An 11507-nucleotide genomic window follows, 5' to 3' on the forward strand; every position below is an offset into this window, starting at 1 on the left:
AAGAGGGAGAAAAATGTAAAAGATCAACAAGCAAGTAAAAGTTAGTATTGGATTTTTAAACAAAGCAGGTGATGAAATTGTTTCAAGTTTTTAAGAAGCTAGATTGGTTTTTTAAACATTATTGGAAGCGGTATGTATTTGCGATTGTCGCTTTAATTATTGCAAGTGCTATTGGGTTGATCCCACCTAAATTAGTTGGGTTTGCGATTGATAAAATTCAGATTGAAACATTGACCGCAAAATTATTGGTGATGATTGTGGCGGGATATCTTTTATTAACATTCCTTCATTATGCTATTTCATTTTTATGGGATTTTACTTTGTTTAGTGGTGCGGCAATTTTGGAACGGTGGACCAGAAGCAAATTAATGGATCATTTTTTAACGATGACGCCAACCTTTTTTGGAAAGTATCGGACGGGTGATTTAATGGCTCGAGCTACAAATGATCTACGGTCGATTCAGTTAACAGCTGGTTTTGGTGTTCTAACACTTGTCGATTCAAGTATTTTTATGCTGATGATTGTTGCGATGATGGGATTTACTATTAGTTGGAAACTGACACTTGCTGCCTTGCTCCCTTTGCCGATTATGGCAGTAGTTATGAATAAATATGGTTCGGCTATACATGCTCGTTTTATGAAGGCACAAGCAGCTTTCGGTGAAATGAACAATGACGTATTGGAGTCCATTCGTGGTGTCCGAGTTATTCGCGCCTTTGTTCAAGAAAGACAGGAAGAAGGGCGGTTTCAGACAATGACGGAAGATGTCTATCAAAAAAATATCGAAGTGGCGAAGATTGATGCATTGTTTGAACCAACGATGAAAATTCTTGTTGGTCTATCTTATACAATCGGACTTGGATATGGGGCATTATTGGTCTTTCAAAATTGGATAACACTTGGCGATTTAGTTACATTCAATGTTTACCTTGGGATGTTGATTTGGCCGATGTTTGCTGTTGGGGAATTAATTAATATTTTGCAACGTGGGAATGCGTCATTGGATCGCGTTAACGAGACATTGGATTATGAAGCTGATGTAAAAAGTACAGAAAATCCGAAACAGGTTTCAACTGTTGACTCAATTACGTTTGCAGATGTTTCCTTTTCCTATCCTTCCACGGAAACAAAGCAGCTACAGAACATTAATTTGGAAGTGAAACAAGGGCAAACAATTGGAATCGTGGGAAAAACCGGGGCAGGAAAGACGACTTTATTTAAGCTCATGCTTCGTCAATACCCTGGCTTAATTGGTGCGATTAATGTATCAAATACCAATTTACAAGATATTAGTTTGGAACAGATTCGTTCCTGGATTGGCTATGTACCACAGGATCAAATGATGTTTTCCAAAACAATTCGGGAAAATATTCAGTTTGGTAAATCAGATGCAACTGATGAAGAAATTTACCGTGTGCTGGATTTAGCATATTTTCTTGATGATATAAAACAACTGCCCAATGGACTTGATACAGAGGTTGGGGAAAGTGGTGTGACATTATCTGGAGGACAAAAGCAGCGTGTGGCACTAGCAAGAGCGTTTATTAAAAATCCACAAATTTTAATCTTGGATGATTCCATGTCAGCAGTTGACGGAAAAACCGAGGCGAAAATTATGGAGCATTTACGAAATGAGCGCAGTGGTAAAACAACATTTATCGCAGCACACAGAATGTCAGCAGTTACACACGCGGATCATATCATTGTGCTCGAGAATGGGCAAATTGTTGAGGAAGGTACACATGAGGAATTAATGCTGCTTGATGGTTGGTATAAACAGCAATATCAATTACAGCAGCTGACAGATGAGGAGGTCTCCTAATGAAGCAATCGACAGAAAAACGATTAGTAAACTATGCATTACAGTTTAAAAAGGGTATTTTGATTGGTTTGGTTTGCCTGGTCGTTGCTACTGCTCTTGAATTAGCGGGCCCTTTAATTGCTAAAACCGTCATTGACGACCACATTCTTGGCGTGGAAGGCAATTGGCAAGAGGTTGAGTCAGATAATGATAAATATACAGTTTCCTATGGGGATCATTTTTACAAACGGGCAGATCGCACAACGGAAAATGATCAAGCAGAAGGTATGGCAACCGTTTTGCAAGTTGGGCACGATTATTATTTTGTGCCGGAGGAAGTTCCACTTTCTGGTAAGCGAAATGTCAGTGGAGGCACTATCATGATCGAGCAGGCAGATGACACGTTATCGTTTACAGGGGAAAAGCTTTCATTATCAGAAATATATCCATTTTTCAAACCTGAACAAGGACCAATTATTTTCTTGCTTGTGTTATATATGGTACTGCTAGTTATTGCTGGTTTTTTCCAATTTTTTCAGACCTTTTTATTGCAAAAGGCGTCCAACCAAATTGTAAAAAAAATGCGTAACGATATTTTCGCGCAAACACAACGAATTCCGATTGATTATTATGTTGATCAACCAGCTGGAAAAATCGTGGCTCGTATTACGAATGACACAGAAGCAATTCGAGACTTGTATGAACGAGTATTATCAATTGTTGTAACGAGTATTATTTATATGGCGGGTATTTTTATTGCCTTGTTTATTTTAGATGTGAAACTAGCAGCTATCAGTTTACTGCTTATTCCACTTATTATTGGCTGGATGAAGGTTTATAAGCATTTTGGAACGAAATATAATAAGGTGATTCGGTCTACAGTTAGTGAAATAAACGGCAACATTAATGAAGCAATTCAAGGCATGCCGATTATTCAAGCCTTTCATCGTGAGAAAAAAACAAAGGAAGAATTCGAGGTACTAAACGAACGTAATTTCAAGTACCATCGTAAACTTGTTAAATTAAGTGCGCTTACATCGTATAACCTTGTAACAGTATTTCGTAATTTAGCTTTTGTTGGGTTCATCTGGTACTTCGGATCAGCTTCGTTAGAACCGGGTAACATCATCTCGATTGGTGTTTTATATGCGTTTGTCGATTATTTAAACCGTCTATTTGAACCAATTGAAGATATTATCAACCAGCTACCATTGATTGAACAAGCGCGAGTAGCTGGGGGGCGTGTCTTTGAGTTAATCGATCATGATGGTGAAGAGGTAAAGAATGATAAAATTAAAAAATACCGCGGCAACATTCGCTTTGATCATGTCTCATTTGCATACAATGATAAGGATTATGTGATTCACGATATGTCCTTTCAAGTTGATGCAGGTCAAACAGCCGCCTTTGTAGGTCATACCGGTTCAGGGAAAAGCTCGATTATGAATTTATTATTTCGCTTTTATGATCCGCAAAAAGGGGAAATCACCATAGATGGTCAGAAAACAAGCGAATGGTCACGCCAACAGGTTAGGAGCTATATGGGAATTGTACTGCAGGATCCGTTTTTATTTTCCGGAACAATCATTTCGAATGTAACGATGAATGATCCGAGTATTACCCGGGAAATGGCGATTGATGCGCTACATGCTGTAGGTGCTGATCGGTTTATTGAAAAGCTACCTGAAAAATATGATGAAAAGGTTACAGAGGGTGGTACGACGTTTTCATTAGGTGAAAGACAGCTACTTTCGTTTGCGAGGGCATTGGCCTTTGATCCAGCTATTTTAATTCTTGATGAAGCAACTGCTAATATCGATACGGAAACAGAGAATATCATCCAGCAAGCACTGGAGGTATTAAAAAAAGGTCGAACAACACTCGTCATTGCCCACCGTTTGTCAACAATTCAGCAAGCGAATGCCATTTTCGTGCTAGAACATGGTAAAATAGTTGAAAAGGGAAATCACGATGAACTAATCAGACAGAATGGCCTATACCATCAAATGTATCAAATGCAGCAAGGTAAAGCACGAGAGGCTGTATAATCCGAGGTGACGTATGAATCATAAGGAACAAAATGACCGTGATGGGCTTGACGATGATTTGTATGAAGAAATAGAGGAAGAAGAGTTACTTGATCTAGTTGAAAAAGAGCGGGTAAAGGCATTGAAACGTGCACAACAAGAAGAGAATGCGAAACCAAAACGTCCATTTCCAAAGTGGACGTTTTGGCTAATCGCGTTTGTTATGGTCGTTAATGTTGTGGCCTTATTACCAAAAACATTCTCCATCCCGGCCATTGATTTTTTGTTAACTTCAGCTAAATTATCAACCCAAGACAATATAAGTGAATACAAACAGGCGGTTGTTGTGGTGGAAACAGGTGAGAGCAAAGGAACAGGTTTTGCCATTTCGGCTGATGGAACCATACTCACAAACCACCATGTCATTGAGGGTGAAGATTCTGTTACGGTAACATTTCCGGACGATGGCTTTTTTAAGGCAGAAGTTGTAGCTGATTACCCAGATGTTGACTTGGCGGTATTACAAACAGATGGTAAAGGTTTGCCGCATCTAGATCTTGCTGAAGCGACAACTTTTAAACCGAATGAAACCATCTATTTTATTGGAAATCCGCTTCGTTTCCATGGCATTGCCAATAAGGGTACAATAATAGGCTATACGCAATTGAATGATTGGGATGAAAAAGTAGTAATGTTGCAAGCACCGGTATATCGTGGAAACAGCGGCAGCCCAGTTATAAATGAACAGGGGAACGTAATCGGAATTGTGTTTGCAACGCTTGATGACGAAACACATGGGAAGGTTGGGTTATTTATCCCGATTGATTATTATTACGAAGCCGATGAATGAGATGGATAATGTCCATCTCATTTTGTTTAGAAGAACAATATATATAGTTGGACAGCCATTTTTAAGCGCTATACCACTGCAATCAATATTTAAACAAACTGTAAATATTCTGTGATAGCAAGGTTTACGCGCTTGCGTTAGGATTAATTATATTGGCTTAAAACAGTCAATGCTAAAAGTCAATCCAACTTGATAAGTAAGCTAACTAGAAATAGAATGATAATAATAATAGAGATGGTGGATACATCATGTTAAATAGAAGAAAAATTTTTTATGCTAAATACACTACAGATACACCCAAAAATTTGAAAAATAAATCGTATTTTATAATGGCTGGGGGTGCTCTTTGTTGACTCATAACCAGTCATTAAAAGACAAGCCTCTAGAGGAAGTGATCATTTCCATTCAACAAGGGGATAAAGCCGCGCAAAATTATCTTTTAAAAACGTATCAGCCTTTTATTGCTAAATGTGTTTCGGAAGTTTGTAAACGGTATATTGATCCAAAGAAGGATGATGAATTTAGTATTGGTCTTGCTGCGTTTAACGAAGCTATTTTGACGTATTCGGCAGATAGGGGAAGCTCTTTTTTATCGTTTGCTAAACTTGTCGTCAAGCGTAAAGTAATTGATTATATTCGTTTTATGCAAAAAACGCCTGTGTCCGCATCTTTAGATGAAAACTATGATGAGGAACAAATGGAGAATGCAAGCGAAATTGTTGCAGTAAAAGAAATATATCAACAACAACAAGAAGCTTGGTTTCGACGTGAGGAAATTGCAGAGTTCAAAGAAAAGTTGTTGGAATATAAATTAACCCTAAAGGAATTAACGGAAGTCTCTCCAAAGCATAGGGACGCTCGAGATTCGGCAGTTCGTACGGCAAGAATCCTATTTCATGATCCCGAACTAAAAGCCTTTGTTGAACGAAAGAAAAAACTCCCAATCAAAGATCTAATGAAAAAAGTGGATGTCAGTAAAAAAACACTGGAACGGAATCGAAAATACATTTTAGCAATATTCATCGTACTAAATGAGGATTTCATTTATCTTAAGGATTATCTGAAGGGGGTGGGTAATTGAAAAAAGGGATAGTGATGGAAAAACATCGTAAATACACAATTATCATGACGGAAAACGGCCTATTTTTAAAGGTCAAACCCGTAAGAGATGCAGTCATTGGTGCAGAGGTGTCCTGTGAATTAATAAATGATAACAAACGCTATTTATTCATTTTTCATCCTAAAAAGAAAGTGAAAAACACTCTACGTGTGGTTGCGATGGCTTGTTTATTGCTGCTATTTGTATTGCCATTTTATTTTATTTCAGGTAGCAATAAGACATATGCATACGTGAATATTGATATCAATCCAAATGTGGAGTTGGAAATTGATGATCAGTTGCATGTTCAAGCAATCAAACCACTTAATGATGATGCATCGTTAATTATTGATAAGTTACCGAAATATAAAAATCAACCATTGGAAAAAGTAGTAACGTCAATAATGGATAGCAGTGAAAAATCTGGATTGGTTAAAAATGGGAAGAATGTGATCGTTGGGGTTAGCTATGTTGACAATAATGACATTTCTATTTTGGATACATTAGATCGTTTCTTTACTGGCCATAAAGTAGACTGGAATATTGCGACCTTTTTAGTACCAAAGGCAGTAAGAAAAAAAGCTGAGGAACAAAATAAATCGATGAATGAATTAATGGCTAAAGATCTAGATGAAGAAGGTTCTAGACATCCCGAAGCAGCTGAAAAACTAAATAATACAGAAAAAGCAATGATTAATTCCTTTTATAATAATAATAAAGAGCAAGAGCAACATGAACAAAAAACAGAAGCGAATGAACTAGAAACAAAGAATGAAGGCAGTCAAAAAAGTCAACATCCCAATGACTCGAAAAATAAACATTCGCATAATGGGCAAAAAATAGAAGCTAATCAACATCGCAATAATAATACGATAAAAAATAAAGGAAACGCATCTAGTCACCGAGCTGAGCCGAAACACAAACAGCATGAAAATCATGGAAACACTGGAAATCATAGGAACAACGGAAATCATGAGAACAACAGAGATCATTGGAACAATGGAAATCGCGGAAATCATGGAAATAACGGTAAACACAATGAAAATTATGGCCAGGGAAATAAACGCAAACACAATAATAACCATAAGTATAAGGGCGGTCACAGCAAGCAAAAACATAATGAGCAAAACCATGGAAAAGGAAAAGGCCATCAAAAGTAAGGGGAATACACCTTCTTAGGTGTATTCCCGATTGTTAAACTTCCATTATGGCAGCTGGTATATGGTTCATGGCATGATCAATGTAGTAAAGCAATTCATCATGCAAACTTAAAATTTTTGTTTGGTCAAGTGAATAATGGTATGCATACAAAAAGTTTTGGATTTTTTTCGAGAGCATATCATCATTTGTTCTTACCATCAACACTAATAAATCATCCCATTGGCCCCACAATGAGTAAAATAATGCTTTATCATAATCAGGAATATCCATTACATTTGCCCTCCTTAAAAATTAAAGGGTTACTTATAGTTTCTCCGACTTTTATTTATATTGTCTAAAAGAAAAATGGTGTATCTTCCAAATTCCGGTTTGCAGAATAAATTAGGTGTACTGATACATACTAAAAGCAAATTGGTAAGGAGGAAGATAGTAATGAAATGGAAACTGTTCAGTGTTGGATTGGCAACCGTGTTTACACTTGTGGGCTGTCAAGGAAATGACACGAATGATGATAATCAGCCAAATGACAATGGTGACAATAATGTAGAAAATACTCGTTATAATAATACAGCGGATAACCAAGATAACGGGCAAACGTTACGGAATGCGGAAAATGCTGATCGAGACCGTGGGGATATCGACCGTGATCGCGATAATAATCGTAACAATAATAATCGGTATGAAGTCGCCGATAAAGCAGCTGATAAAATAACAGATCAAATTGATGAAATTGACAATGCATATGTTTTGACTACAGATAACAATGCATATGTTGCTGCAGGATTAGATAATGACAGGGATAATGACATGAATAAACGTGCAAACAATAATGGTACCAATGGCGTTAATAACAATGGCAATGGTGATGGTGATGAATTAACAGATGATGTAAAACGTAAAATCACCGATATTGTTAAATCCGTTGATGGAGATATTGACAATGTTTATGTCTCAACCAACCCTGATTTTCTTGATTTAGCAAATAATTATGCTGATGATGCAGATAACGGCGAGCCTGTAGAAGGGTTCTTTGATCAAATTGGCAACATGATTGAACGTGTATTTCCACAAGATAACAAATAACTTTTGAAGGAGTATCTCAAAAACAGAGATGCTCCTTTATTTTTTTTGTAACATGTGCTATTGTTATACATATAATTCATACTAATCATAGTACCTTACTATGTTTTAATAAAAAATAAGGTTGTGTGCATATAATGGGACGCGAATTTATTGATTTATTTGAAGGTTGGGCAGAGACCTATGATGATAGTGTGAAAGGACTTGATCCTGAATATCAAGCAGTTTTTGCCCATTATGATACAATATTAGATGAAGTTGTAAACCATTCCAATGGCACTGTGTTGGAATTTGGAGTTGGAACAGGTAACTTATCGGATAAGTTAATGAAAGCTGGTAACCAAGTTATTGGGATTGAACCGTCACAGGCAATGCGCGAGTTAGCAAAACAAAAATTACCGAGACTGCAGTTGCTGGACGGCGATTTTATTGATTTTCCACCCTTAGCAGCTCATGTCGAGACAATTGTCAGCAGTTATGCCTTTCATCATTTGACAGATATGGAAAAAAGAGCAGCTGTAGAACAATTCGGTAAGATACTCACGAAGAATGGAAAAGTTGTTTTTGCTGATACGATGTTTGAGACAGAGGCAGTAAAGGAACAGATGATAGCAGATGCTATTGAAAAAGGCTATAATGAGTTGGCGGAAGACCTGAATCGAGAATATTATCCAACAATAGATGTATTAAAACAGATTTTTGTAGAAAACAATTTTACGATAACATGTAAACAAATGAATGAATTCGTTTGGCTAATCATAGCTAAAAAATAAGGAAAAAGGGAGCGTTTTAACTTGGCAAAGAAAATGAATGTAGAAAGCTTTAATTTGGATCACACGAAGGTTAAAGCACCATATGTAAGATTAGTGGGGGTAACAGAAGGCGGAAACGGGGATAAAGTTTATAAATATGATATTCGTTTTAAACAACCAAATAAAGAACATATGGAAATGCCAGGTTTACATTCGATTGAACATTTAATGGCAGAAAACATTCGCAACCATATGGATAATGTATTAGATATCGGACCAATGGGCTGTCAAACAGGATTTTATTTACAGATTTTAAACAACGACAATTATGATGAAGTATTAGATACGCTGGAAAAAACGTTACGTGATGTATTAGAAGCTAATGAAGTACCCGCTTGTAATGAAGTGCAATGTGGATGGGCTGCCAGTCACAGTTTGGAAGGTGCAAAGGAAATTGCTAAAGAGATGTTAACACATCGCGATGAATGGCACCAAGTTTTTGCAGAATAAGAGGCGAGAGGTATGGCGATATATCATTCAATAAAAGAATTAATCGGCGGGACCCCATTGTTAGAGCTAACGAAATTTTCACTACCTCAAGGGGTGCGCTTATATGCAAAACTGGAGTTTTATAATCCAGGTGGAAGCGTCAAAGATCGACTGGGTCAAGAATTAATCCATGATGCATTAGCAACTGGTGCACTAACAGAAGGTGGTACCATCATTGAGCCAACTGCTGGTAATACTGGAATTGGATTGGCACTCGCTGCACTAGATAAAAATCTTTCGGTCATTTTTTGTGTTCCGGAACACTTCAGCCAAGAAAAACAAACGATTATGCAAGCGCTTGGGGCAAAAATCGTTCATACACCAAGAGATACGGGAATGGTTGGGGCGATTGAAAAAACAAAGCAATTATTGACGGAAATTCCAAACAGTTTCTCACCTAAACAATTCGCCAATTCAGCAAATCCAAGGACGTATTATCAAACACTTGGACCGGAAATTTGGAATGATTTAAATGGTGAAGTCGATATATTTGTCGCTGGTGCAGGTTCAGGTGGAACGTTTATGGGGACTACGAGATATTTGAAAGAAGAAAATCCTCAAGTTAGAGCCGCAATTGTTGAACCCGAGGGATCGATCATTGCCGGTGGAGAGCCTGGACCGCATGAAACGGAAGGAATTGGCATGGAATTTTTACCAGAGTTTATTGATAAAGCTTATATAGATGCTATTCATACTGTTTCAGATAAAAATGCATTTGAAATGGTGGAGGAACTGGCTAAAAAAGAAGGATTACTTGTTGGAAGCTCATCTGGATCGGCAATGTATGCGGCTTTACAAGAAGCAAAAAAGGCAAAGGCTGGTACAACAATCGTCACTGTTTTTCCAGATGGAAGTGACCGATACTTAAGTAAAAATATCTATCCTACCGTTGAGTAGGGATGGATGTGAAAATGAAGGAGAATGGGTATGCGAGCAAAAACAAAAATGATTCATGGCGGAATAACTGGTGATGAACAAACAGGTGCTGTTTCGGTACCGATTTATCAAGTGAGCACGTATAAGCAAGATTCTGTAGGAAATCATCGTGGTTATGAATACTCCCGAACTGGCAACCCAACACGACATGCATTAGAATCTGTTATTGCTAATTTGGAAAATGGGGAAACAGGGTTTGCTTTTGGTTCTGGAATGGCGGCAATCAGTTCTGTGATGATGTTACTTGATGCAGACGATCACATTTTAATGACCGATGATGTGTATGGTGGAACGTATCGGTTGATGACAAGTGTTCTAAATCGTTTCCATTTGGATCACACATACATTGATACGAGTTATCCGGATAAAGTCGAAGCGGCAATTAAAAAAAATACAAAAGCATTATACGTGGAGACACCAACAAACCCATTATTGAAAATAACTGATATTCAAAAGATGGCGGAAATTGCCAAGAAGCACGATTTGCTATTAATTGTTGATAATACGTTTGCAACACCATATTGGCAGCAACCATTAGACCTTGGTGCAGATATCGTCTTACACAGTGCAACAAAGTATATTGGCGGGCATAGTGATGTCGTGTCCGGACTAGTTGTTGTTAATTCCACGGATTTGGCTGAGCAACTTCATTTCATCCAAAATTCGGTTGGTGGCGTGTTAGGACCACAAGATTCTTGGCTATTAATGAGAGGAATTAAAACACTTGCATTGCGAATGGAAGCAATCGAGGCAAATACGAAGAAAATAGTAGCATTTTTAGAAGAACATGAAAAGGTGTCAACTATTTACTACCCAGGCCTAGCGGATCATCGTGGGCATGACATCGCAGCGAAACAGGCAACTGGTTTCGGTGGAATGATATCCTTTGATGTCGGTAGTGGGGAACAGGCTGAGCAAGTGTTAGAACGTGTAAATTATTTTACACTAGCAGAAAGTCTTGGTGCAGTAGAAAGTTTAATCTCTTTACCAGCAAAAATGACCCATGCATCAATTCCCGCCGACAGAAGGGCTGTGCTTGGAATCACGGATGGATTAATCCGCGTGTCTGTTGGGATTGAAGATAGTGACGATTTAATTGAAGATTTGCAGAAGGCATTGAAATAAAATAAGGATGGCCTAGTATTGGGCCATCCTTTTGTGTGCTCTCAGGGATGATACCATCATCCCGAGAGCAGAAACATCGGCGCGAGAGCAGAAACATCGGCGCGAGAGCAGAAACATCGGCGCGAG

General features: G+C 37.9%; 11 protein-coding genes. 10 read left to right on the forward strand and 1 reads right to left on the reverse strand.

Annotated elements, in window-relative coordinates; translation table 11 throughout:
• Nucleotides 1-77 precede the first annotated feature (77 nt).
• From ACW2QC_RS13755 to ACW2QC_RS13775, 5 genes are all read left to right on the forward strand, one after another.
• Nucleotides 78-1823 (forward strand): ABC transporter ATP-binding protein, encoded by a 1746-nt coding sequence (locus tag ACW2QC_RS13755; RefSeq protein ID WP_457544537.1) that lies wholly within the window; start codon nucleotides 78-80, stop codon nucleotides 1821-1823.
• Entirely contained in the window at nucleotides 1823-3850 is a 2028-nt protein-coding gene (locus tag ACW2QC_RS13760) for an ABC transporter ATP-binding protein (protein WP_457544538.1), read from the forward strand. Before ACW2QC_RS13755 ends, ACW2QC_RS13760 begins: the two co-directional genes overlap by 1 nt.
• Before the next feature lie 13 nt (nucleotides 3851-3863).
• On the forward strand, nucleotides 3864-4679 hold the full coding sequence (locus tag ACW2QC_RS13765) for a S1C family serine protease (RefSeq protein WP_457544539.1): 816 nt from the start codon (nucleotides 3864-3866) through the stop codon (nucleotides 4677-4679).
• A gap of 349 nt (nucleotides 4680-5028) precedes the next feature.
• A complete protein-coding gene (sigI, locus tag ACW2QC_RS13770) occupies nucleotides 5029-5760 on the forward strand; it encodes an RNA polymerase sigma factor SigI (RefSeq protein WP_457544540.1) in 732 nt (243 codons plus the stop codon).
• Complete coding sequence (locus ACW2QC_RS13775) at nucleotides 5757-6938, forward strand: anti-sigma factor domain-containing protein (protein WP_457544541.1); 1182 nt, start codon at nucleotides 5757-5759, stop codon at nucleotides 6936-6938. Before sigI ends, ACW2QC_RS13775 begins: the two co-directional genes overlap by 4 nt.
• Nucleotides 6939-6972: 34 nt before the next feature.
• On the opposite strand, the gene ACW2QC_RS13780 is transcribed toward ACW2QC_RS13775, so the two are convergent.
• Complete coding sequence (locus tag ACW2QC_RS13780; RefSeq protein WP_457544542.1) at nucleotides 6973-7209, reverse strand: YhdB family protein; 237 nt, start codon at nucleotides 7207-7209, stop codon at nucleotides 6973-6975.
• Nucleotides 7210-7371: 162 nt separating this feature from the next.
• Between ACW2QC_RS13780 and ACW2QC_RS13785 the strand changes: the two genes are divergently transcribed.
• The 5 genes from ACW2QC_RS13785 (at nucleotide 7372) to ACW2QC_RS13805 (ending at nucleotide 11381) form a co-directional block, all read left to right on the forward strand.
• Complete coding sequence (locus tag ACW2QC_RS13785; protein ID WP_457544543.1) at nucleotides 7372-8022, forward strand: YhcN/YlaJ family sporulation lipoprotein; 651 nt, start codon at nucleotides 7372-7374, stop codon at nucleotides 8020-8022.
• A gap of 134 nt (nucleotides 8023-8156) precedes the next feature.
• On the forward strand, nucleotides 8157-8792 hold the full coding sequence (locus tag ACW2QC_RS13790; protein ID WP_457544544.1) for a class I SAM-dependent DNA methyltransferase: 636 nt from the start codon (nucleotides 8157-8159) through the stop codon (nucleotides 8790-8792).
• A 21-nt stretch (nucleotides 8793-8813) separates the two neighbouring features.
• Entirely contained in the window at nucleotides 8814-9281 is a 468-nt protein-coding gene (locus tag ACW2QC_RS13795) for an S-ribosylhomocysteine lyase (RefSeq protein WP_457544545.1), read from the forward strand.
• Between the two features lie 12 nt (nucleotides 9282-9293).
• The gene (locus tag ACW2QC_RS13800; protein WP_457544546.1) at nucleotides 9294-10217 is read left to right on the forward strand and encodes a PLP-dependent cysteine synthase family protein; all 924 of its coding nucleotides are present in this window, start codon (nucleotides 9294-9296) and stop codon (nucleotides 10215-10217) included.
• A 30-nt stretch (nucleotides 10218-10247) separates the two neighbouring features.
• On the forward strand, nucleotides 10248-11381 hold the full coding sequence (locus ACW2QC_RS13805) for a bifunctional cystathionine gamma-lyase/homocysteine desulfhydrase (protein WP_457544547.1): 1134 nt from the start codon (nucleotides 10248-10250) through the stop codon (nucleotides 11379-11381).
• Nucleotides 11382-11507 lie beyond the last annotated feature (126 nt).

The sequence above is a fragment of the Virgibacillus sp. FSP13 genome, from assembly GCF_054048505.1.